This window comes from Micromonospora sp. BS32 (assembly GCF_059089345.1).
Window position 1 is genome coordinate 20,677 of the sequence record NZ_JBSSHR010000022.1, and the last position, 22,808, is coordinate 43,484.

A 22,808-nucleotide genomic window follows, 5' to 3' on the forward strand; every position below is an offset into this window, starting at 1 on the left:
GTACGGCGTCCGGGCGGGAAGACCGGGCCGGCGGCTGCCGGGCCCGGGTGGACGGGTGAGTGAGGAGAGAGGGACGCGGATGGAGAGCTTCGGGATCCGGCTGCACCGGGCGGTCGCCGAGCGGGGGCCGCTCTGCGTGGGCATCGACCCGCACCCCGGTCTGCTGGCCCGCTGGGGCCTGCCGGACGACGTCGAGGGGCTGGACCGGTTCGCCCGGACAGTCACGGAGGCGCTCGGTGACCGGGTTGCGGTGGTCAAGCCTCAGTCGGCCTTTTTCGAGCGATTCGGTGCCCGAGGTGTCGGGATTCTTGAGTCAACTATCCGACAGTTGCGCGATCGGGGCTCGCTCGTTCTGCTTGACGTCAAGCGTGGCGACATCGGCTCGACCGTCGCCGCGTACGCCTCGGCGTACCTCGATCCATCCAGCCCGCTGTATGTCGACGCGATCACCGCGAGCCCCTACCTGGGGGTCGGCTCGCTGGCGCCGATGTTCGAGTTGGCGGCCGCGCACGGCGGCGGCGTCTTCGTGCTGGCGCTCACCTCGAATCCGGAGGGGGCGAGCGTCCAGCAAGCCAGAGCGGCCGACGGGCGGACCGTCGCGCAGACCGTCATCGACGAGATTTCCCAGCTCAACAGGGGTGCGGAGCCGCTCGGCAGCTTCGGTCTGGTGGTCGGCGCGACCATCGGCGACACCGGTCACGACCTCTCCGCCGTCAACGGTCCGCTGCTCGCGCCGGGCCTCGGCGCGCAGGGTGCGACGGCGGCGGATCTGCGGACCGTGTTCGGTTCCAGCCTGCCCGCGGTGCTGCCGTCGTACTCCCGGGAGGTGCTCGGCGCGGGCCCCGACGAGGCCGCGCTGCGGGCCGCCGCGGACCGCGCGCTGGCCGCCTGCCGGGACGTTCTGGCTGCGTCCTGACTGACTGACTGCTCGGTCACTTTACGATGATCTTCGCGCGCCCACGTTGCCGAAAGCGCCGACGACCGCTAGTTTTCCCCGCGCTGGGAACCACGGACCCCTTTGGTTGCCAGCGACACCACGTTTCACAGAGCGGTGGTGCGCCCCGCCCGCCGCGATAGGGACCTGAGGAGAACTGGTGCCGCTCCCGTCACTGACCCCCGAGCAGCGCGCTGCCGCGCTGGAGAAGGCCGCGGAGATCCGCAAGGCCCGTGCTGAGCTGAAGGAGCAGCTCAAGCAGGGCAAGACCACCCTCGCCACCGTCCTTGAGCGGGCCGAGTCCGACGATGTCGTCGGCAAGCTGAAGGTTTCGGCCGTCCTGCAGGCGATGCCGGGCATCGGCAAGATCCGGGCCACCCAGATCATGGAGAAGCTCAAGATCGCCGACAGCCGTCGTCTGCGCGGACTGGGCGAGCAGCAGCGCAAGGCTCTGCTTGGAGAGTTCGCCGCCAACTGAACGCCGCAACGTGTAGAAACAAGCGGTGAGCACGGATGACGAGGCGCGCCCGGCGGCTCGGCTCACCGTCCTGACCGGACCTTCGGGTGCCGGCCGGGGCGGTGTCGTCGAGCGGGTCCGGGCGCGTTCTCCGTCCGTGTGGGTGCCCGTCCCGGTGACCACCCGGCCACCCCGGCCCGGTGAGGCCGACGGCGTCGACCGGATCTTCCGGGAACCGGCGGGCTTCGACCGGATGGTCGCCGCCGGCGAGCTGCTGGAGTGGTCCCGGATGGGGCCCTACCTGCGCGGGGTGCCCCGCGAACCGCTGCGGTCCCGGCTGGCCGAGGGCCGCCCGGTGCTGCTCCCGCTCGACCTCCCCGGCGCGCTCGCCGTCCGCGAGGCGCTGCCCGACGTCCGACTGGTCCTGCTGGCGCCGCCGGGCTTCCGGCCCGACCCGGCCGTCGCCGCGGTCGGACACACCGTCACACACGACCGCACCGAGCACGTCGTCGACCAACTGGTAGGCTTGCTCGGTTCTTCCTATCTGGCTCCCGCCCGGCCGCGCCTGCGCGGTTGAGCGACCAGCCGCGCTCGCGCGGACACTTCAGACGCAGAGGGTATTTCGTGGGATCCATCGCCAACCCCGAAGGCATCACCAACCCGCCGATCGACGAGCTGCTCGAGAAGACCACCTCGAAGTACGCGCTGGTGATCTTCGCCGCCAAGCGCGCGCGGCAGGTCAACGCCTACTACAGCCAGCTCGGCGAGGGCCTGCTCGAGTACGTCGGCCCGCTCGTGGAGACCACCCCGCAGGAGAAGCCCCTCTCCATCGCCATGCGCGAGATCAACGCGGGCCTGCTCACCGCCGAGCCGACCGACAACCCGTAACACCCCCGCACGCCGATGCCCGCCGAGATCGTCCTCGGGGTCGGCGGTGGCATCGCCGCCTACAAGGCGTGTGAGCTGCTGCGGCTCTTCACCGAGTCGGGCCACCGGGTCCGCGTCGTGCCGACCGCGTCGGCGCTCCGTTTCGTCGGGGCGCCGACCTGGGCGGCCCTCTCCGGCCAACCGGTCGCCGACGACGTCTGGTCCGACGTGCACGAGGTGCCGCACGTCCGGCTGGGCCAGCGCGCCGACCTCGTCGTCGTCGCGCCGGCCACCGCCGACCTGCTGGCCAAGGCGGCCCACGGGCTCGCCGACGACCTCCTCACCAACACCCTGCTGACCGCCCGCTGCCCGGTGGTGCTCGCCCCGGCGATGCACACCGAGATGTGGGAGCACCCGGCCACCGTGGCCAACGTCGCCACGCTGCGCGGCCGCGGCGTGCGGGTGATCGAGCCGGCGGTGGGGCGGCTGACCGGTGCGGACACCGGCAAGGGCCGGCTGCCCGACCCGGCCGAGATCTTCGCGGTGGCCCGTCGGGCGCTGGCCCGGGGTGTCGACGCCCCCGCCGACCTCGCCGGCCGGCACGTGGTGGTCACCGCCGGCGGCACCCGCGAACCGCTGGACCCGGTCCGCTTCCTGGGCAACCGCTCCTCCGGCAAGCAGGGTTACGCCTTCGCCCGCGCGGCCGTGGCCCGGGGCGCCCGGGTCACCCTGGTCGCCGCGAACGTGTCGCTCGCCGACCCGGCCGGGGTGGACCTGGTCCGGGTGGGCACCACCGAGGAGCTGCGCAAGGCCACCCTGGAGGCGGCCGCCGGCGCCGACGCGGTGGTGATGGCGGCGGCCCCCGCCGATTTCCGCCCGGCGGCGTACGTCCCTGGCAAGATCAAGAAGTCCGAGCACGGGGACGCCCCGACGATCGCCCTGGTCACCAACCCCGACATCGCCGCCGAGCTCGGCCAGCGCCGCCGGCCCGAGCAGGTGCTGGTGATCTTCGCGGCCGAGACCCACGACGTCGAGGCCAACGGCCGGGCCAAGCTCGCCCGCAAGCGGGCCGACCTGATCGTCATCAACGAGGTCGGCCCGGACAAGGTCTTCGGCGCGGACACCAACACGGCGACCGTGATCGGCGCGGACGGCTCGGTGCACCCCATGCCCGAGCGGTCCAAGGAGGACCTGGCCGACGCCGTCTGGGACCTCGTGGTGACCCGGCTGGCGGATCGGTCCTGAACACTGGCCACATTCGTATTCCGATGCCCGTGCCGAAACGGGCGTGGCTAAACTGCCGCGCAGCGACCCTTACGAAGATTTCAAGTGCTTAGGAGTGCCGTGACACGTCTGTTTACGTCCGAATCGGTCACGGAAGGCCACCCGGACAAGATCGCCGACCAGATCAGCGACGGCATTCTGGACGCCCTGCTGGCCCAGGACCCGCACAGCCGGGTCGCGGTGGAAACTCTGATCACGACCGGTCAGGTGCACGTCGCCGGCGAGGTGACCACCAAGGCGTACGCCGACATCCCGACCATCGTCCGGGAGACCATCCTCGAGATCGGGTACGACTCGTCGAAGAAGGGCTTCGACGGCGCCTCCTGCGGCGTCAGCGTCTCGATCGGCGCCCAGTCGCCGGACATCGCCCAGGGCGTGGACAACGCCTTCGAGCTGCGGACCGGGTCGTCGGAGAGCGCGCTGGACGCCCAGGGCGCCGGCGACCAGGGCATGATGTTCGGCTTCGCCTGCTCCGAGACGCCCGAGCTGATGCCGCTGCCGATCGCGCTCGCGCACCGGCTGGCCCGTCGGCTCTCCGCAGTGCGCAAGGACGGGACCATCCCGTACCTGCGCCCGGACGGCAAGACCCAGGTCACCATCGAGTACGAGGGCCTGCGCCCGGTCCGGCTCAACACGGTGGTCGTCTCCAGCCAGCACGCCGCGGACATCTCGCTGGACTCGCTGCTCACCCCGGACGTGCGCGAGCACGTCATCGCCCCGGAGCTGGAGAGCCTGGGCCTGGAGACCGACGGCTACCGGCTGCTGGTCAACCCGACCGGTCGCTTCGAGATCGGCGGCCCGATGGGCGACGCCGGCCTGACCGGCCGCAAGATCATCGTGGACACCTACGGCGGGTACGCCCGGCACGGCGGTGGCGCGTTCTCCGGCAAGGACCCGTCGAAGGTCGACCGGTCCGCCGCGTACGCGATGCGCTGGGTGGCCAAGAACGTCGTCGCCGCCGGCCTGGCCGAGCGGTGTGAGGCGCAGGTCGCGTACGCGATCGGCAAGGCCCACCCGGTCAGCCTCTTCATCGAGACCTTCGGCACCGAGACCGTGCCGGTCGCCTCGATCGAGAAGGCCGTCACCGAGGTCTTCGACCTGCGCCCGGCCGCCATCATCCGGGACCTCAACCTGCTCCGCCCGATCTACCAGCAGACCGCCGCGTACGGCCACTTCGGCCGCGAGCTGCCGGACCTGACCTGGGAGAGCACCGACCGGGCCGCCGACCTCAAGTCGGCCGCGGGAGCCTGACCGGCACCAGGCGCAGCGACCGGCGACCCGCGGACGGGTCGCCGGTCGCTCGCGTCTGCGTGGACGTCCCGCTGCCGCACCTGGACCGCCCCTTCGACTACCTGGTCCCGGTGGAGCTGGACGCCGAGGCGGTCCCCGGGGTCCGGGTGAAGGTCCGCTTCGCCGGTCAACTCGTCGACGGCTGGCTGCTGGAACGGGTCGAGAAGTCCGACCACCCCCGGTTGGCGTACCTGGAGAAGGTCGTCTCCCCGGAGCCGGTGCTGGCGCCGGAGATCGTCCGGCTGGCCCGGGCGGTCGCCGACCGGTACGCGGGCAGCCTCGCCGACGTGCTCCGGCTCGCCGTCCCGCCCCGGCACGCCCGGGTCGAGAAGGAACCCCGCGCCGCCGCTGACGCCGCGCCCACCACGCCGTCGACGGCCGGGGCCGGCGAACCGTCCGACGGCACCTCCGACGATCCGGGCCCGGCGGTCGACCCGCGCGGCTGGCGGGACTACCCGACCGGGCCGGCCCTGCTCCGGGCGCTCACCGACGGCCGCGCCCCGCGCGCCGTCTGGTCGGCGCTGGCGGGGGAGGACTGGGCCGCCCGGTACGCCGACGCGGTGGCCGCCACCGTCGCCGGTGGGCGGGGCGCCGTCGTGGTGGTGGCCGACGCCCGGGACCTCGACCGGCTGGACGCCGCGCTGACCGCCGCCCTCGGCCCCGGGCGGCACGCCTGCCTCTCCGCCGCGCTCGGCCCCGCCCGCCGCTACCGGGCCTTCCTCGCCGCCCGCCGCGGCGAGGTGCCCGTGGTGATCGGTACCCGGGCCGCCATGTTCGCCCCGGTGCCCGACCTCGGGCTGGTGGCGATCTGGGACGACGGCGACGACCTGCACGCCGAGCCGCGGGCGCCGTACCCGCACGCGCGGGACGTGCTGCTCACCCGGGCCCGGCTCGCCGAGGCGGCCGCCCTGGTCGGCGGGTTCGCCCGCACCGCCGAGGCGCAATTGCTGCTGGAGACCGGCTGGGCCCGCGAGGTGGTGGCCGATCGGGCGACGCTGCGGGCGCGTACCCCGGCCATCGCCCCGACCGGCGACGACCCGCAGCTGGCCCGCGACCCCGGCGCGGCGACGGCCCGGCTGCCCAGCCTCGCCTGGACCACCGCCCGGGACACCCTGCGCGCCGACGCCCCGGTGCTGGTGCAGGTGCCGCGCCGGGGCTACCTGCCCTCGGTCTCCTGCGCGGAGTGCCGCACCCCGGCCCGCTGCCCGCACTGCGCCGGCCCGCTGGCGCTGCCGTCGGCCAACGGGACGCCGGCCTGCCGCTGGTGCGGCCGGGTCGCCGCCGCCTACGCCTGCCCCGAGTGCGGCGGCCGGCGGCTGCGCGCCTCGGTGACCGGCGCCCGGCGCACCGCCGAGGAGCTGGGCCGCGCCTTTCCCGGTGTGCCGGTCCGCACCTCCGGCCGGGAGGAGGTGCTGGCCACCGTCCCGGACGGCGCCGGGCTGGTGATCGCCACCCCGGGCGCCGAACCGGTCGCCGAGGGCGGCTACGGCGCGGTGCTGCTGCTCGACTCGTGGGCCCTGCTCACCCGGGCCGACCTGCGCGCCGGCGAGGAGACGCTGCGCCGCTGGCTGGCCGCCGCCGCGCTGGCCCGCCCGGCCCCGGCCGGCGGAAAGGTGGTGGTGGTCGCCGACGGCGCCCTCGCCCCGGTGCAGGCGCTGCTGCGCTGGGACCCGGGCTGGTTCGCCGCCCGGGAGCTCGCCGAGCGGCGCGAGCTGGGGTTCCCGCCCGCGATGAAGATGGCCAGCGTCACCGGGCCGGCCGAGGCCGTCGCCGACCTGCTGGCCCAGGCCCGGCTCCCCGACGACGCCGAGGTGCTCGGTCCGGTCCCGGCCGACGAGGACCGGGAGCGGATGCTGGTCCGGGTGCCGCGGGCCCGGGCAGCCGCCCTCGCCGAGGCGCTGCACTCGGCCGCCGGGGTACGCAGTGCCCGCAAGGCGGCCGAGCCGGTCCGCCTCCAGGTCGACCCGCTGAGCCTGTTCTGAGCCCCGACCGGGCCCCCGACGCCCTGGTCGCCGCGCTGGCGTCGCACGCCGCGTCCGCTAAAGCGCTGGCGGGTGCGTGATACCATCGCCCGTCATGCCCGGGCGCACGGACGGCGCGACGATGGCGGAGCGCGTCGGTCAGACGCCATATCGATGATGTCAATCAGCCGGTGATCAGGGGTGGACCAGTCGTGACCGTTCGTCAATCGATCGTCTTCAACGGGGACCTCGGCAGCGGCAAGAGCACCGTCTCCGTCGAGATCGCGAAGCGGCTCGGCCTGCGCCGGGTCAGCGTCGGCGACCTCTACCGGCAGATGGCGCAGGAGCGGCAGATGACCGCGCTCCAGCTCAACCTGCACGCCGAGCTGGACCAGGCCGTCGACGGCTACGTCGACCAGCTCCAGCGGGACATCGCCGCCTCCGGCGAGTCGCTGGTGATGGACTCCCGGCTGGCGTGGCACTTCTTCACCCACGCGCTCAAGGTGCACATGATCACCGAGCCGGGCGAGGCGGCCCGCCGGGTGCTCGCCCGCCCCTCCGGCCCGGCCGAGAGCTACACCTCGCTGGAGGAGGCGAAGGCCAAGCTCCAGGAGCGCAGCGAGAGCGAGCGGAACCGGTTCATCGTCCGCTACGGGGTGGACAAGGCCCGGCTGCGCAACTACGACCTGGTCTGCGACACCACCCGGGCGGCGGCGCCCGAGGTGATCGAGCGGATCGTCGACGCGTACGAGGGCCGGCTCGGCAACGACGTGCTGCGCGGCACGCCGCCGCTGCTGCTGCTGGACCCGGCCCGGGTCTACCCGACCGAGGACATCGCCACCCTCCGCGGGCTCTGGGACTCCGAGTTCGTCGGTGAGGTGGGCGCGGCCGGCGAGGAGGCCCTGGAGCCGCTGCGGATCGGCTACACCGGCGAGTACTTCTTCGTGGTCGACGGTCACCGCCGGCTCAGCGCCGCCCTCCAGAACGGCTTCCGCCTGGTGCCGGCCCAGCTCGTCGCCGAGGTGGAGGAGCCCGTGGTCGGCGACATCAGCGCGGTCGACTACTTCCTCGCCCACGTCCGACCGGGCAGCGTCTACGACTGGGAGGCCGCGCACGGCATCACCCTGCCGCTGCCCGAGCATGCCCTGCTCGCCGGGGACGCGGTGCTGGCGGGGGAGCCCGGCAGCGGCGCCTGACCGCCCCCCGAAACTCCCGGCCGGCCACCGCCGCCGGCCGTGCGGGGTCGCCGCGACCCGTTCCGGCGCGCATGATGGAGCCTTCCGACGCATCGACGCGGGAGGCCGGTCATGGACGCTGCCGAGGCGCTCGCCCTGCTCATGTCCCCAGCGGGGCGGGTCGACCCCTATCCCACCTACGAGCGGCTGCGTGCGCACGGGCCGGTGGTCCAGGCCGGGCCGGTCTTCTTCGTGGTGACCGGTTACGCCGAGGCCGACGAGATCCTCCGCGACCCCCGGTTCGGGGTGATGGACGACGCGCTGCGTGACCAGTTCCTGCCCGGCTGGCGGGACAGCCCGGCCGTCGCGTCGATCTCCCGCTCCATGCTGCGTACCAATCCGCCCGACCACAGCCGGATGCGCCGCCTGGCGGCCGGCGCCTTCAGCCCGCGCCGGATCGCCGGCATGCGGGACGTGGTGCAGGCCCAGGCCGAGGAGCTGGTCGACGGGATGCTCGCCCGCGCCCGGTCCGGCGAGCCGGTCGACTTCATGGCCGAGTTCGCGTACCCGCTGCCGGTCGGGGTGATCTGCGCCCTGCTCGGGGTGCCGGCGGCCGACCGGCCGCTCTTCCGGCGCTGGGCGGCCGACCTCACCGGCGTACTGGAGCCGGAGATCACCCAGGCGGAGCTGGCGGTGGCCGACCGGGGCGCGACCGAGCTGCGCGACTACTTCGCCGCGCTGGTCGCCGACCGCCGCCGCGCGCCCGCCGACGACCTGACCACCGCGCTGGTCCAGGTGCACGACGCCGACGGCGACCGGCTCTCCGGCGACGAACTGCTGGCCAACCTGGTGGTGCTCCTGGTCGCCGGCTTCGAGACCACCACCAACCTGCTCGGCAACGGCCTGGTCGTGCTGCTGGACCACCCGCGGGCCGCGGCCACCCTGGCCGAGCACCCGGAGTTCGCCCCGGGGTACGTCGACGAACTGCTCCGCCTCGACTCGCCGGTGCAGCTGACCACCCGGGTCAGCGGCGCGCCGGTGAGCTGCGGCGGGGTGGACGTGCCGGCGGGCAGCTGGGCGCTGCTGCTGCTCGGCGCCGGCAACCGGGACCCGCGCCGTTACCCGGAGCCGGAGCGGTTCGACCCGTGGCGCCCGCAGGTGCACCCGCTCTCCTTCGGCGCCGGGCCGCACTACTGCCTCGGCGCCGGCCTGGCCCGGCTGGAGGCGCAGGTCGCCTTCCCGCTGCTGCTGCGCCGGCTGCCCGGGTTGGCCCTGGCCGGGCGCCCGCGTCGGCGGACCCGGCTCACGCTGCGCGGGTACGAGAGCCTCCCGGTGACGATCGACACCCGGTCCGCGGCCGCGCATCGCGGTACGCCGGCCGGGACGGCCCCCGGCACTCCGTAGACTGGTACGGCAGCAGACCGCCCAGCCGAAGGAGCCACACCGAGTGACCGTCCAGCCCATCCGTCTGTTCGGGGATCCGGTGCTGCGCACGCCGGCCGATCCGGTCGTCGACTTCGACGTCGAGCTGCGTAGGCTCATCGCCGACCTCACCGACACGATGCGCGAGCAGAGCGGCGCCGGCCTGGCCGCCCCGCAGCTCGGCGTGGGGCTGCGGGTGTTCACCTTCGACGTGGACGACGTCCTCGGCCACCTGGTCAACCCGGTGCTCGAGTTCCCCGACGAGGAGGAACAGGACGGCCCGGAGGGCTGCCTCTCCATCCCCGGGCTCTACTTCGACACCAAGCGTCGGCAGAACGTGATCGCCAAGGGCTTCAACGGCTACGGCGACCCGCTGCAGATCGTCGGCACCGGCCTGATGGCCCGCTGCGTGCAGCACGAGACCGACCACCTCGACGGGGTGCTCTTCGTCGACCGGCTGGACCAGGCCGGGCGCAAGGAGGCCATGAAGGCGATCCGCCAGGCCGAGTGGTACGACCCGGCCGCCCCGCCCACGGTCAAGCTCAACCCGCACGCCGCGGGCAGCCCCTTCGGTCTGGGTCGGTGATCCGGTGCGCCTGATCTTCGCCGGTACGCCGGCCGTCGCCGTCCCCGCCCTGGCCGCCGTGCACGCCTCCGGGCACGAGCTGCTGGCCGTCGTCACCCGTCCCGACGCCCCCGCCGGGCGTGGTCGCGGCCTGGTCCGCTCGCCCGTCGGCGCCTGGGCCGACGAGCACGGCATCGAGGTGCTCACCCCGGCGAAGCCGCGCGAGCCGGAGTTCCTCGACCGGCTGCGTGAGCTCGCCCCCGACTGCGTCCCCGTGGTGGCGTACGGCGCGCTGGTCCCGCCGGTCGCGCTGGAGATTCCCCGGCACGGCTGGGTGAACCTGCACTTCTCGATCCTGCCCGCCTGGCGTGGCGCGGCCCCCGTGCAGCACGCCGTGCTGCACGGCGACGAGCTGACCGGCGCCAGCGTCTTCCAGCTGGAGCAGGGCCTGGACACCGGCCCGGTCTACGGCACGCTGACCGACGAGGTCCGGCCCGCCGACACCTCCGGCGACCTGCTGGAGCGGCTGGCCCACTCCGGCGCCGGCCTGCTGGTGGCCGTCCTCGACGCGATCGAGGCCGGCACCGCGCGCGCCGCGCCGCAGCCCGCCGACGGGGTGTCGCTGGCCCCCAAGCTGACCGTCGAGGACGCCCGGGTCCGCTGGACCGACCCGGTCTTCGCGGTGGACCGGCGGATCCGCGCCTGCACCCCGGCGCCGGGTCCCTGGACGACCTTCCGGGGGGAGCGGGTGAAGCTCGGCCCGGTCACCCCGGTGGCGAACGGGCCCGACCTCAAGCCGGGGGAGCTGCTGGTCGAGCGCTCCCGGGTGCTCGCCGGCACGGCGACCCTCCCGGTGCAGCTGGGCGAGGTCCGGGCGGCCGGCAAGAAGGCCATGCCGGCGGCCGACTGGGCGCGCGGCGTCCGGGTCGGCGCCGGGGAGGAACTCGCGTGACGGGCCCGACGGAACGGCCCGAGCGACGCTCCGACGACCAGCGCCCCACCGACGGCGATCGGCGCCCCGACCAGCGGTCCGAGCGGCCGTACGGCGGTCCGCGCGGCGACCGGCCCGAGCGGCCGACGCGCGGCGGCGACCGCGGTGGATTCGACCGGCGCGGCTCCCGCCCGGTACGACCCGCCGTCGACCTGCCCCGGCACGCGGCGTACCAGGCGGTGGCGGCGGTGCACCGCGACGACGCGTACGCCAACCTGGTGCTTCCGTTGATCCTGCGCGAGGAGGGGCTGCACGGCCGGGACGCCGCCTTCGCCACCGAGCTCACCTACGGCTCGCTGCGGCACACCGGCACCCTGGACGCGATCCTCACCGACGCGGCCGGGCGGGACGTGGAGCGCATCGACCCGCCGGTCCGCGACGCGCTGCGGCTCGGGGCGTACCAGCTGCTGCACACCCGGGTGCCGGCGCACGCGGCGGTCTCCTCGACCGTGGACCTGGTCCGCTCGGTCGCGCCGGGGGCGACCGGTTTCGCCAACGCGGTGCTGCGCGAGGTGGCCAGCCGGGACTCCGATGCCTGGGTGGCGAAGCTCGCCCCGTCGATGGAGAGCGACCCGATCGGGCACCTGGCCCTGGCGTACAGCCACCCGCGGTGGATCGTGCGGGCGTTCGCCGACGCGCTCGGCGGCAACCTGGGCGAGACGACCCGGCTGCTGATCGAGGACAACGAGCGGCCACCGGTGCACCTGTGCGCCCGGCCGGGGCTGGCCGACCCGGTCGAGCTGGCCGAGGAGGTCGGCGGCGCGCCCGGCGCCTTCTCCCCGTACGCCGTCTATCTCGGCGGCGGCGCACCCGGTGACCTGCCGGCGCTCGCCGACGGCCGGGCCCACGTGCAGGACGAGGGCTCCCAGCTGGTGGCGAACGCGCTGGCGGTCGCGCCGCTGGACGGGCCGGACGAACACTGGCTCGACCTGTGCGCCGGCCCGGGCGGCAAGTCCGCGCTGCTCGGCGCGCTCGCCGCGCAGCGCGGGGCCCGGCTGACCGCCGTGGAGGTCTCCGAGCACCGGGCCCGGCTGGTCGAGCAGACCACCCGGGGTCTGCCGGTGTCCGTGCTGCACACCGACGGCCGTACGGTCGGCGCCGACCCGCAGCTGCCGGAGCAGCACTTCGACCGGGTGCTGGTGGACGCCCCGTGCACCGGGCTGGGTTCGCTGCGCCGCCGGCCGGAGTCGCGCTGGCGGCGTCAGCCGTCGGATCTGCCGCCGCTGACCCGGTTGCAGCGGGAGCTGCTCGCCGCCGCGCTGCGCGCGGCCCGGCCGGGCGGCCTGGTCGCCTACGTGACCTGTTCCCCGCACACCGTGGAGACGCACGTGACGGTGACCGAGGCGGCCCGGCGGGCCGAGGTGCCGGCGGACTTCGTCGACGCTCGTACCCTGCTGCCCGCCGGCATGCCGGGGTTGGGTGACGGTCCGACGGTGCAGCTCTGGCCGCACCGGCACGGCACGGACGCGATGTTCCTCGCGGTGCTGCGCCGCGGCTGACCGCGCGCCGACGCCCTTGAGCGAGCGGGTCAGGGTGCGGTCGCTGAGCCACAGGAAGCACTGCACGCCGCGGTTGCCGCTGCGCCACTCCCGCTCGAAGGGATGGTAGAAGATCGACCCCGCGCGGAACCGCACGTCGCCGTCATTCGGCACCCCGGTGTACCGGGCGATCACCCCGAGGCATCCTTTGTGGACCGCGCCGCTGTCCCGGGTGAACGCGGCGTAGCCGACGTTCGGCGCCTGCCACACCCCGACGAACTCGGCGTGGTGCCGGGCGTTGCACGAAACGGCGACCATCGCCTGGACGTCGTCGCGGGCGACGGTCGGGTTGAAGCAGCCCAGCTTCAGGGCGCCGGCGCCGGCCAGGGCGCCCCGGAGGCTACCGGTGCGCGGGTTGGCGCCCGGGTCGTCGAGACTCCTGATCTCCGTGACGTCGCAGCGGAACCAGCGCGCCCCACCGGTCCAGGCCGGCGGGGACGGGAAGATCACCACGAGGCCGAGCCGACCGGAACGCCAGTCGGCGCCGACCGCCCGGCGCACCTCCCGGTCGCACTCGGCGCGGGCGGCGAGGCCGCCCGGGGAGCCGGCGGCCGGGGGAGTGGCGGGCCGGGCGGCGGCGCCGGTGAGGGCGCCGACGTGCAGGGTCTCGGCGCGGTGCGGCTGGGCGCAGTCCACCGGGTTCCAGCCATTGAGGTAGCCGATGTCCTGGACCCCGAGGTGGCAGGCGCCACTGGTGGGCCGGAAACCCTTCGGCGCGGCCAGCGCCGGCCAGTCGTCGGCGATGTCCCGGTCCACCCCGGCCGGCGCGGCGCAACCGGTCAGCGCCAGGGCCGCCAGTGCGCTCACGGCGACCGCCGTCCACCACCGCCGCATCGCACCGACCCTCCGCCGTCGTGGCCGCGGCGCCCGCCCCGGTCACCGGGGGGCGCCACGGTGCGGCAGCATACGGCACCACGGCTCAGATCGCGGGTAGTCCCTTCGGGCCGGCGCCGCGCATCGAGCGGGTCAGCTTCCGGTCGTCGCTCCAGAGGAAGCAGCGGATGCCCCGGTCGCCCTCGTCCCACTCCCGCTGCGACGGCGGATAGAAGATCGACCCCGCCCGGTACGGCAGGTCGCTGTTGTTGGGCACCGCGGCGAAGTTGGCGATCAGCGCCATGCACCGCCGGTGCACCTGCTGGTTGGCCCGGCCGAACTGCGCCCAGGTCATGTCCCGTTCGAAGTAGACGCCGACGAACTCGGCGCGGTGCGGCTCGGTGCAGAGCACCGGGGCCATGTAGTTGAGGTTGTTGCCGATCAGCTTCGGGTCGAAGCAGCGGTGGGTGAGCGGGTTGTCGCCGATCATCGCGCCGCGCAGGCTCCCGGCCCGGTTCACCGGCCGGGTGTTGTCGATGCTGTCGGTCTCGCTGAGGTCGCAGCGGAACCAGCGGGCGCCGCCGTTCCACGCCGGCGCGGAGGGCAGGGCGATGTTCATGGTCAGCCGGGCGGAGTGCCAGTCCCCGCCGAGCACCTCGCGGGCCCGCTGGTCGCACTCGGCCCGCGCGGGGCGCAGCGCGGCAGAGCCGGGCTCGGGCCGGGCGCCGGAGACCACCGCGCCGGTGAAGGTGCCGACGTGGATCGCCTCGGCCAGATGGCTGCGCGCGCAGCTCACCGTCTCGTAGGTGCTCGCCTGCACGATGGCGGTGATCCGGGGCAGGCAGGCGTCGGTGGCCGGTACGAAGAGCTGCGGCACGGGCAGCGCCGGCCAGTCGTCGAACAGGTCACCGTCGGCCCGGTGCTGCTGCACGCAGCCGCTCATCACCGCCGTCGCCGTGCCGGCCAGCGCCAGCGCCACGAGCCACCGTCGCATCGTCCGCCCTTCCCGGGAGCTGAAGCCGGTCGCCGCGACCCGTGCGGCGTTGCCCCGCCGCCGGGCGTGCAGCATTGTGACCGTCCCTGATGGAGTCTTGCCGCGTTTCGGTCGATCGGCCACTCACCGATGGCCTTTCGTCCGGTTTCCTGTTCCGTGGGGGCCAATTCTGCACCACCGGTCACACCCGGGTCACGGGGCGTTCCCGGGGGAGCCGCGCTGTCCCGGGCGGCTGGCCGCGTTCGTACACTGGCCCGGTGACCGTACCGCCGCCGATCATCGCGCCCAGCATCCTCGCCGCCGATTTCGCCCGCCTCGCCGACGAGGTCCGTGCCGTGGAGAACGCCGCGGACTGGCTGCACGTCGACGTGATGGACAACCACTTCGTGCCCAACCTGACCATCGGCCTGCCGGTGGTGCAGAGCCTGCGGGCCGCCACCCAGCTCCCCTTCGACGTGCACCTCATGATTACCGATCCGCGCCGCTGGGCCCCCGGCTACGCCGACGCGGGCGCCTACAACGTCACCTTCCACGCCGAGGCCTGCGACGATCCGGTGGCGCTGGCCAAGGATCTCCGCTCGGCCGGCGCGAAGGCCGGGCTGGCCATCGACCGGGACACCCCGATCGAGCCGTACCTGGAGCTGCTGCCGAGCTTCGACACCCTGCTGATCATGACGATCAAGGCCGGCTTCGGCGGGCAGCGGTTCATCCCGCAGATGCTCGACAAGGTGAGCGCCGCCCGCCGGCACGTCGACGCCGGGCACCTGGAGCTGCGCATCGAGGTGGACGGCGGGATCGCCGCCGACACCATCGAGCAGGCCGCCGCCGCCGGTGCGGACGCCTTCGTCGCCGGCACCGCCGTCTACGGGGCGGCCGACCCGGCCGAGGCGGTCCGTCGCCTGCGCGGCCTCGCGGAGCGCGCGTCCGCCGGGGCCTGAGATGGAGCCGGAGGGCGACCGCCCCGATGTCATCCTGGTCGTCGACGACGACGAGGACATCGCGCGGTTCGTCGAGTTCAACCTGCGGTTGCACGGCTTCGAGGTGATCCACGCCTCCGACGGCCAGGAGGCGCTCGAGGTGATCGAGCGGCAACGGCCGGACCTGGCCGTGGTCGACCTGATGATGCCGCGGATCGACGGTCTGGAGCTGACCCGGCGGCTGCGCGCCGACCCGATGACCTCCGCCCTGCCGGTGATCATGCTGACCGCCAAGGGGATGACCGTCGACAAGGTGCACGGCCTCAGCGCCGGCGCGGACGACTACCTGGTCAAACCCTTCGACACCGCCGAGTTGATCGCCCGGGTCAGCTCCACGCTGCGCCGCAACAAGGAGTTCCGGGAGGTCTCCCCGCTGACCGGGCTGCCCGGCAACAGCCGGATCCGCCGGGAGATCAGCGACCGGGTACGCAGCGGCGTCGACTACGCCGTCGGCTACATCGACATCGACCGGTTCAAGAGCGTCAACGACCGGTACGGCTTCGTCCGGGGCGACGAGTTCATCTCCGCGCTGGCCCGCAGCCTGCATCGGGCGGTGGTCTCGATCGGGCTGCCGCCGGCCTTCCTCGGCCACGTCGGCGGGGACGACTTCGTGATCGTCTGCACCCCCGAGCAGATCCGCCCGCTCACCTCCCGCGCGGTGGTCGACTTCGAGAAGTCCGCCGACACCCTCTACGACCCCACCGACGCCGAGCGCGGCTTCGTCGAGCTCAAGGACCGCCGGGGCACCATCCGCCGGGCCGCCCTGGTCACGCTCTCCATCGGGGTCTCGCTCTCCGACGCCAAGAAGCGCTTCACCGACCCGCTCGTCGCCATCGCCGTCGCCTCGGAGATGAAGACGGTGGCCAAGAGCCAACCCGGGTCGTACGTCGCGGTGGACCGGCGGCGCGCCGACGGGGTGTGAAGTAGGGGTGTGAGGTACCTCGCCGGGGTGGCGTAGACCCCCGCCGGACGTGTAAGACTTCGCATGTACCCACCACGCGCTGGCGGGGCTCGGTGAAATTCCGAACCGGCGGTGATCCACGGTCCGACCGTGGTAAGCCCGCGACCCGGACGGCTTGTGCCGCCCGGTGGACCTGGTGAAAATCCGGGGCCGACGGTTGGGAGCGGGAGGTTTCCGCACCCAGAAAGTCCGGATGGGAGACAGCGCGCGGGGACGGGGCGGGCCCGCGTGGGTCGCTGTGATCCAGCCACGCGTGGGCTCCCCGGGGGCCGGCTCTGCCGTTCCCGGATTCCGCCGCCGCCTGCCCGCGGCTCCTCCCGTACCGCCTGCGCGCGGACCGGCGAGTGAGAGGGCAGGAGCATGGCCGGCGTCTCCGTCGAAGAGGCGATGCGTCGTGCCGTCGTGCTCGCCGCCCGTGGCCTGGGCACCACCAGCCCCAACCCGGTCGTCGGCTGCGTGCTGCTCGACGCCGACGGCACGGTGGTCGGGGAGGGTTTCCACGCGTACGCGGGCGGACCGCACGCCGAGATCGTCGCGCTCGCCCAGGCCGGGGAGCGCGCCCGCGGCGGCACCGCGGTCGTCACCCTGGAACCCTGTGACCACACCGGCCGCACCGGCCCCTGCAGCCTCGCCCTGATCCAGGCCGGCGTCGCCCGGGTGGTCATCGCCGTGCCGGACCCCAACCCGGTCGCCTCCGGCGGCGCCGCCACGCTGCGGGCCGCGGGCGTCCAGGTCGAGCTCGGGGTACGCCGGCCCGAGGCCGAGGCCGGCAACATCGCCTGGCTGACCTCGATGCGGCGGGGCTGGCCGTACGTGATCTGGAAGTACGCCGCCACCCTCGACGGCCGCTCCGCGGCGGCCGACGGCACCAGCATGTGGATCACCTCGGAGGCGGCCCGGATCGACGTGCACGCGCTGCGCGGCACCGTCGACGCGGTGATCGCCGGGGTGGGCACCGTGCTGGCCGACGACCCCCGGCTGACCGCCCGGAACCTGCGTGACGGCTCGCTGGCCATCCGCCAGCCGCTGCGGGTGGTGGTGGACAGCGCGGGGCGTACCCCGGCGGCGGCGCGGGTCCGCGACGGCGCCGCCCGGACGTGGATCGCCACCGCCGCGGAGGTCGGTGCCGGCCCGGACGGTCGGGTCGACCTGCCCGCGCTCCTTGCCGAGCTGCACCACCGCGGCGTGCGGGCGGCGCTGCTGGAGGGCGGCCCGCGGCTCGCCGGCGCGTTCCTCGCCGCCGGCCTGGTCGACCAGGTCGTCGGGTACGTCGCGCCGAAGCTGCTCGGCGCCGGCCCGACCGCGCTGGCCGACGCCGGCGTGACGACCATCGCCGACGCCATCGATCTGGACATCACCGACGTTACGCAGGTCGGTCCCGACCTGCGGATCACCGCGCTGCCCCGGAAGAGGGAGGCCTGACATGTTCACCGGCATCGTCGAGGAGCTGGGCGAGGTCGTCCGGATCGCCGACACCGGGGGTGACTCCGCGCTGGTCGCGATCCGCGGCCCGCTGGTCACCTCCGACGCCCGGCACGGCGACTCCATCGCGGTCAACGGGGTCTGCCTGACCGTGGTCGACGTCGACGGGGGCGTCTTCACCGCCGACGTGATGGGGGAGACGCTGCGCCGCTCCGCGCTGGGGGTGCTGCGCCCCGGCGACCAGGTCAACCTGGAGCGGGCCGCCGCGCTGAACAGCCGCCTCGGCGGCCACCTGGTGCAGGGGCACGTCGACGGGGTGGGCGAGGTCGTCGCCCGGGAGCCCGCCGAGCAGTGGGAGACGGTCCGGTTCCGGCTCCCCGCCGCCCTGTCCCGGTACGTGGTGGAGAAGGGCTCGATCACCATCGACGGCGTATCGCTGACCGTCGCCGCGGTCGGCGACGACTGGTTCACCGTCGGGCTGATCCCCACCACCTTGAAGCTCACCACGCTCGGCGCGAAGGGGGCCGGCGACCCGGTCAACCTGGAGGTCGACGTGCTGGCCAAGTACGTGGAGCGGCTGCTCGGCGACCGGCTGGCCGGCGGCGGGGTCGTACCGGGTGGTGAGCGCTGATGGGCCCGCTCGGGTGGCTGCTCGACGCCCAGGTCCAGGTCGCCGGTTCGCCGGTGCTGGTCCGGGAGATCGTCGGCAACGTCTTCGGCCTGGCCTCCGCGCTGTTCGGCCTGCGCCGGCTGGTCTGGGCCTGGCCGGTCGGCATGATCGGCAACGCGCTGCTGTTCACCGTCTTCCTCGGCGGGGCCTTCGCCACCCCGCAGGCGCACGACCTGTACGGCCAGGCCGGCCGGCAGGTGTTCTTCTTCGCGGTCAGCGTCTACGGCTGGTGGCGCTGGTCGCGCAACCGCCGGGCCGGGGCCGGTGACGAGGCCGCGGTGACGCCCCGTTGGGCGACCGGGCGGGAGCGGCTCGGGCTGCTGCTGGCCGCCGCCGTCGGCACCGCCGCCGGGTACCCGGCGCTGGCCGCGCTCGGCTCCTGGGGTCCGCTGCCCGACGCCTGGATCCTCACCGGCAGCCTGCTCGCCACCTACGGGATGGCCCGGGGCTGGGTCGAGTTCTGGCTGATCTGGATCGCCGTCGACGCGGTCGGCGTGCCGCTGCTGCTGCGCGGCGGCTTCTACCCGTCGGCGGCCATGTACCTGGTCTACGGCGCGTTCTGTGTCTGGGGTTTCGTCGCCTGGTGGCGGACCTCGCGGGCCGCCACCCGCACGGCGTCCCGGCCGATTCCGCCCACCTACTCGGAGGTCGTCGCATGAGCGAGCGAATCATCAGGTTCAGCGCGGTGGTGCCGGCATGAGCGCGTTCGCCAGCATCGAGCAGGCGGTGGCGGACATCGCCGCCGGCCGGCCCGTCGTCGTGGTCGACGACGAGAGCCGGGAGAACGAGGGCGACCTGATCCTCGCGGCCGAGCTGGCCACGCCGGAGCTGCTCGCGTTCATGGTCCGCTGGACGTCCGGGTACGTCTGCGTCGCGCTGACCGAGTCGGAGTGCGACCGGCTGGACCTGCCGCCGATGCACCACACCAACCAGGACCGCCGGGGCACCGCCTACACGGTGACGGTGGACGCCCGGGAGGGGATCAGCACCGGCATCTCGGCGGCCGACCGGGCGCACACCATCCGGCTGCTCGCCGATCCCGGCACCGACCCGACCGACCTGTCCCGCCCCGGGCACGTGGTGCCGCTGCGGGCCCGGGAGGGCGGCGTGCTGCGCCGCCCCGGGCACACCGAGGCGAGCGTCGACCTGACCCGGCTGGCCGGGCTGCGCCCCGCCGGTGTGCTCTGCGAGCTGGTCAACGACGACGGCACCATGATGCGGGTGCCGGACCTGGAGAAGTTCTGCGCCGAGCACGCGCTGACCCTGATCACCATCGCCGACCTGGTGGCGTACCGGCGGCGGCACGAGAAGCAGGTCGAGCAGGTCGCCGACGCCCGGATGCCCACCCCGTACGGGGTGTTCCGGGCGCTGGGCTACCGCGCCGAGCACGACCCGGCCGAGCACGTGGCGATGGTCTACGGGGAGATCGGCGACGGGCGGGACGTGCTGGTCCGGGTGCACTCCGAGTGCCTCACCGGGGACGTCTTCGGCTCGCTGCGCTGCGACTGCGGGCCGCAGTTGCAGGCCTCCCTGGCCCGGGTCGCCCGGGAGGGGCGGGGCGTGGTGCTCTACGTGCGTGGGCACGAGGGGCGCGGCATCGGGCTGCTGCACAAGCTCCAGGCGTACCAGCTCCAGGACCAGGGACGCGACACCGTGGACGCCAACCTCGACCTGGGGCTGCCGGCCGACGCCCGGGACTACGGCACCGGCGCGCAGATCCTCTACGACCTGGGCGTGCGCTCGATGCGGCTGCTGACCAACAACCCGGCCAAGCGGGCCGGGCTGGAGGGGTACGGCCTGACCATCACCGGCCGGGAGGGGCTGCCCATCCGGCCGCACCCGGAGAACGTCCGTTACCTGCGGACCAAGCGGGACCGGATGGGTCACCTGCTGGACGAGCTGGACGAGGTGACCGAGGCCCCGATGGGCCGCCCGGTCCCCGGCGACGAGATCGGAGCGTAAGACATGGCGGGTTTCGGTGAGCCGGGGGTGAGCACGGTGGACGCCGCCGGGCTGACCGTCGGGGTGGTGGCCGCGCGCTGGCACGGCGACCTGACCGACCACATGCTGGACCGGGCCGTGGCCGCGGCCGAGGCGTGCGGGGCCCGCGCGGTCGTCGCCCGGGTGGCGGGCTCGGTGGAGCTGCCGGTGGTGGCCCAGGCCCTCGCCCGCCGCTGCGACGTGGTGGTGGCCCTCGGCGTGGTGGTCCGGGGCTCGACGGCGCACTTCGACTACGTCTGCCGGTCGGTGACCGACGGCCTGACCCGGGTGGCCCTGGACGAGGGGAAGCCGGTGGCCCACGGGGTGCTCACCGTGGAGACCATCGAGCAGGCCCGCGACCGGGCCGGGCTGCCCGGCTCCGCCGAGGACAAGGGCTGGGCGGCGACCGTCGCGGCGCTCGACGCGGCGCTGGCGATCCGGGGCGTGGCCTCGGCCAGCGGCCAGCGGGTCGGCTTCGGCGGCTGAGCGCCCGCCGGTCGGGGTGTCCCGATCGACTCGACTGTGCCGCGGTGGCGGTGTCCGGGCGTGCCGGAGACGGCCACCTCGGCGTTCCTGGGGCGGATCTGGTGCGGTGACCAAGAACGTTCACGGTGTTGGACGACACGCCGCCCGGCCGACGGGCCGGGCGGCGTCGAGGCGTTCAGGCTGAGGCGGCCGTTCACCCCGGTGGAACGCCCGGTCCCGGGTCGACGTCCTGGTGGCGGCCCGCCCCTAACGGCTAGCGCGCTGGTTGTACTTGCGCCTGGCCCACAGGTAAGACACCAGCGAGATCCCTGCGCACCAGGCGAGCGCGGTGATCGCACTGGTGCCGATCCCGGAGCCGAGCAACAGCCCGCGCAGGGTCTCGATGATCGGCGTGAAGGGCTGGTACTCAGCGAAGGTGCGCAGCCCGGCCGGCATCGTCTCGGTGGGCACGAATCCGCTGCCCAGAAACGGCAGCAGGCTCAGGAACATGGGCGTGTTGCTGGCCGTCTCGACGCTGTCGGCGACCATCCCGAGCGCGACGGCGAACCAGGTCAGCGCGAACGCGGTCGCGGTCAGCACGCCGAGCACGGCGAGCCACTCGAGCGCGGTGGCGTTCGGGCGGAAGCCGATGAGCAGGGCGACGCCGAGCACGGCGAGCAGCGCCAGAAGGTTCTGCACCAGGCTGCCGAGCACGTGCCCGGTCAGCAGCGAGATCCGGGCGATGGCCATGCTGCGGAACCGGTCGACGATGCCCTCGGTCATGTCCATCGCCACCGAGATGGCGGTGCCGGCGGCGGCCCCGGCCATGGTGAACAGCAGGATTCCCGGGGTCAGGTAGTTCACATACGCGGAGCGGTCGCCGCCGATCCCGGCGCCGAGCGTGCCGCCGAAGACGTAGGCGAAGAGCAGCAGGAAGATGACCGGCATGCCGATCAGCAGCCCGGTCAGCGACGGGTAACGCCGCAGGTGCAGCAGCTGCCGGCGCAGCATGGTCCGGGAATCGGTGAGGGCGTGGGCCATCGTGGTCATCGCGAGGTCTCCTCGGCGGTCGCATCGGCGGTGGCGGGCGCGCCGGTGAAGGCGAAGAACACGTCGTCCAGATCCGGGGTGTGGATCGTCAGGTGGTCGGGCTCGGCCCGTGCCCGATCGAGCGTGCCCAGCACGGCGCGCAACGAGGCGACGTCGCCGTCGCTGGGCACCTGCAGGGTCAGCGCGTCGTCGTCGCGGTGCGCCGTGGCCAGCACCGCGGCCGCCGCGTGCAACGTGTCCGGGTCGGTGAAGCGCAGCAGCAGGTGCCCACCGGGGATCCGGCGTTTGAGCTCGTCCGGCGTGCCCTGGACGACGATGCGGCCGTGGTCCAGCACCGCGATCCGATCGGCGAGCTGATCCGCCTCCTCGAGGTACTGGGTGGTGAGGAATACCGTGACGCCCTCGGCGACCAGTTCCCGGACGATCTGCCACATCGCATGCCGGCTGCGCGGATCGAGGCCGCTGGTGGGCTCGTCCAGGAAGATCAATCGGGGGTTGCCGACCAGGGTCATCGCCAGGTCCAGGCGGCGCTGCTGGCCGCCGGAGAGCAGCGACACCGGCTTTCGTGCCGATTCACCGAGGTCGAAGCGCTCGATCAGCCGGGCCACCCGCCGGCCACCTTCGGTCCGGCCGAGCCGGTGCAGGTCGGCCATCAGCCGCAGGTTCTCCTGTACGGTCAGCAGGCGGTCGACGGCCGCGAACTGGCCGGTGAGGCCGATCGCCGCACGCACCTCGTCAGGATCGCGGGCCAGGTCGTGCCCGGCGACGCGGATCGAGCCGCTGTCGGGCGGCAGCAGGGTGGCGAGGATCCGCACCATGGTCGTCTTGCCGGCGCCGTTCGGGCCGAGCAGGGCGAAGACGGTGCCTTCGGTGACGGTCAGGTCGATGCCGTCGAGGACCACCTTCGCACCGAAGGTCTTGCGCAGGCCGGCCACCGAGACGGCGGGCCGGGTGGTGACTGTCGTTGTCATCTACGCCTCCTGGCGGATTTC

General features: G+C 74.1%; 22 protein-coding genes, 1 pseudogene and 1 riboswitch. Of the genes and pseudogenes, 19 read left to right on the top strand and 4 right to left on the bottom strand.

Features of this window, described 5'->3' with window-relative positions; translation table 11 throughout:
- Positions 1-79: 79 nt before the first annotated feature.
- From pyrF to AC5RWQ_RS25515, 12 genes are all read left to right on the top strand, one after another.
- Positions 80-916 (top strand): orotidine-5'-phosphate decarboxylase, encoded by an 837-nt coding sequence (pyrF, locus tag AC5RWQ_RS25460; RefSeq protein ID WP_494285236.1) that lies wholly within the window; start codon positions 80-82, stop codon positions 914-916.
- 178 nt (positions 917-1,094) lie between these two features.
- A complete protein-coding gene (gene mihF, locus AC5RWQ_RS25465; protein WP_013285515.1) occupies positions 1,095-1,412 on the top strand; it encodes an integration host factor, actinobacterial type in 318 nt (105 codons plus the stop codon).
- A 25-nt stretch (positions 1,413-1,437) separates the two neighbouring features.
- Positions 1,438-1,968, top strand: a complete 531-nt coding sequence (locus tag AC5RWQ_RS25470) for a guanylate kinase (RefSeq protein ID WP_494285173.1) — start codon at positions 1,438-1,440, stop codon at positions 1,966-1,968.
- Positions 1,969-2,015: 47 nt separating this feature from the next.
- Entirely contained in the window at positions 2,016-2,279 is a 264-nt protein-coding gene (rpoZ, locus tag AC5RWQ_RS25475; RefSeq protein ID WP_203703063.1) for a DNA-directed RNA polymerase subunit omega, read from the top strand.
- Positions 2,280-2,294: 15 nt separating this feature from the next.
- Complete coding sequence (gene coaBC, locus AC5RWQ_RS25480; protein ID WP_494285174.1) at positions 2,295-3,503, top strand: bifunctional phosphopantothenoylcysteine decarboxylase/phosphopantothenate--cysteine ligase CoaBC; 1,209 nt, start codon at positions 2,295-2,297, stop codon at positions 3,501-3,503.
- A 99-nt stretch (positions 3,504-3,602) separates the two neighbouring features.
- Positions 3,603-4,793, top strand: a complete 1,191-nt coding sequence (gene metK, locus AC5RWQ_RS25485) for a methionine adenosyltransferase (RefSeq protein ID WP_334489652.1) — start codon at positions 3,603-3,605, stop codon at positions 4,791-4,793.
- 59 nt (positions 4,794-4,852) lie between these two features.
- The gene (locus AC5RWQ_RS25490; RefSeq protein ID WP_494285175.1) at positions 4,853-6,814 is read left to right on the top strand and encodes a primosomal protein N'; all 1,962 of its coding nucleotides are present in this window, start codon (positions 4,853-4,855) and stop codon (positions 6,812-6,814) included.
- Positions 6,815-7,005: 191 nt separating this feature from the next.
- Positions 7,006-7,989 carry an AAA family ATPase gene (locus AC5RWQ_RS25495; RefSeq protein WP_494285176.1) on the top strand — a complete coding sequence of 328 codons (984 nt, stop codon included), beginning with the start codon at positions 7,006-7,008 and terminating at the stop codon, positions 7,987-7,989.
- A 111-nt stretch (positions 7,990-8,100) separates the two neighbouring features.
- Positions 8,101-9,372 (top strand): cytochrome P450, encoded by a 1,272-nt coding sequence (locus tag AC5RWQ_RS25500; protein WP_494285177.1) that lies wholly within the window; start codon positions 8,101-8,103, stop codon positions 9,370-9,372.
- Between the two features lie 43 nt (positions 9,373-9,415).
- On the top strand, positions 9,416-9,976 hold the full coding sequence (def, locus tag AC5RWQ_RS25505) for a peptide deformylase (RefSeq protein ID WP_494285178.1): 561 nt from the start codon (positions 9,416-9,418) through the stop codon (positions 9,974-9,976).
- Between the two features lie 4 nt (positions 9,977-9,980).
- Entirely contained in the window at positions 9,981-10,907 is a 927-nt protein-coding gene (gene fmt / locus AC5RWQ_RS25510; RefSeq protein WP_494285179.1) for a methionyl-tRNA formyltransferase, read from the top strand.
- Complete coding sequence (locus AC5RWQ_RS25515; RefSeq protein ID WP_494285180.1) at positions 10,904-12,445, top strand: RsmB/NOP family class I SAM-dependent RNA methyltransferase; 1,542 nt, start codon at positions 10,904-10,906, stop codon at positions 12,443-12,445. The genes fmt and AC5RWQ_RS25515 overlap by 4 nt, the downstream gene beginning before the upstream one ends.
- 6 nt (positions 12,446-12,451) lie before the next feature.
- Here the strand turns inward: AC5RWQ_RS25515 and AC5RWQ_RS25520 are convergent.
- Positions 12,452-13,318: pseudogene (locus AC5RWQ_RS25520) on the bottom strand (septum formation family protein); the annotation flags it as partial.
- An 85-nt stretch (positions 13,319-13,403) separates the two neighbouring features.
- A complete protein-coding gene (locus tag AC5RWQ_RS25525) occupies positions 13,404-14,366 on the bottom strand; it encodes a septum formation family protein (RefSeq protein WP_494285181.1) in 963 nt (320 codons plus the stop codon).
- A 182-nt stretch (positions 14,367-14,548) separates the two neighbouring features.
- Between AC5RWQ_RS25525 and rpe the strand changes: the two genes are divergently transcribed.
- The 7 genes from rpe to ribH all read left to right on the top strand — a co-directional run bounded on the left by rpe (position 14,549) and on the right by ribH (position 20,787).
- Positions 14,549-15,229, top strand: coding sequence for a ribulose-phosphate 3-epimerase (rpe, locus tag AC5RWQ_RS25530; protein WP_494285182.1), 681 nt, complete (start codon positions 14,549-14,551; stop codon positions 15,227-15,229).
- 1 nt (position 15,230) lies between these two features.
- A complete protein-coding gene (locus tag AC5RWQ_RS25535; protein ID WP_494285183.1) occupies positions 15,231-16,190 on the top strand; it encodes a GGDEF domain-containing response regulator in 960 nt (319 codons plus the stop codon).
- A gap of 74 nt (positions 16,191-16,264) precedes the next feature.
- Positions 16,265-16,438, top strand: a riboswitch (FMN riboswitch).
- A gap of 151 nt (positions 16,439-16,589) precedes the next feature.
- Complete coding sequence (gene ribD / locus AC5RWQ_RS25540; protein ID WP_494285184.1) at positions 16,590-17,651, top strand: bifunctional diaminohydroxyphosphoribosylaminopyrimidine deaminase/5-amino-6-(5-phosphoribosylamino)uracil reductase RibD; 1,062 nt, start codon at positions 16,590-16,592, stop codon at positions 17,649-17,651.
- 1 nt (position 17,652) lies between these two features.
- A complete protein-coding gene (locus AC5RWQ_RS25545) occupies positions 17,653-18,282 on the top strand; it encodes a riboflavin synthase (protein WP_494285185.1) in 630 nt (209 codons plus the stop codon).
- On the top strand, positions 18,282-18,980 hold the full coding sequence (gene pnuC, locus AC5RWQ_RS25550) for a nicotinamide riboside transporter PnuC (protein ID WP_334489681.1): 699 nt from the start codon (positions 18,282-18,284) through the stop codon (positions 18,978-18,980). The genes AC5RWQ_RS25545 and pnuC overlap by 1 nt, the downstream gene beginning before the upstream one ends.
- A gap of 37 nt (positions 18,981-19,017) precedes the next feature.
- Entirely contained in the window at positions 19,018-20,283 is a 1,266-nt protein-coding gene (locus tag AC5RWQ_RS25555) for a bifunctional 3,4-dihydroxy-2-butanone-4-phosphate synthase/GTP cyclohydrolase II (protein ID WP_494285186.1), read from the top strand.
- Between the two features lie 3 nt (positions 20,284-20,286).
- Entirely contained in the window at positions 20,287-20,787 is a 501-nt protein-coding gene (gene ribH, locus AC5RWQ_RS25560) for a 6,7-dimethyl-8-ribityllumazine synthase (RefSeq protein ID WP_494285187.1), read from the top strand.
- Positions 20,788-21,033: 246 nt separating this feature from the next.
- Here ribH and AC5RWQ_RS25565 read toward each other — a convergent pair whose 3' ends face one another.
- The gene (locus AC5RWQ_RS25565) at positions 21,034-21,816 is read right to left on the bottom strand and encodes an ABC transporter permease (protein WP_494285188.1); all 783 of its coding nucleotides are present in this window, start codon (positions 21,814-21,816) and stop codon (positions 21,034-21,036) included.
- Entirely contained in the window at positions 21,813-22,787 is a 975-nt protein-coding gene (locus tag AC5RWQ_RS25570) for an ATP-binding cassette domain-containing protein (protein ID WP_494285189.1), read from the bottom strand. The genes AC5RWQ_RS25565 and AC5RWQ_RS25570 overlap by 4 nt, the downstream gene beginning before the upstream one ends.
- Between the last annotated feature and the right edge of the window lie 21 nt (positions 22,788-22,808).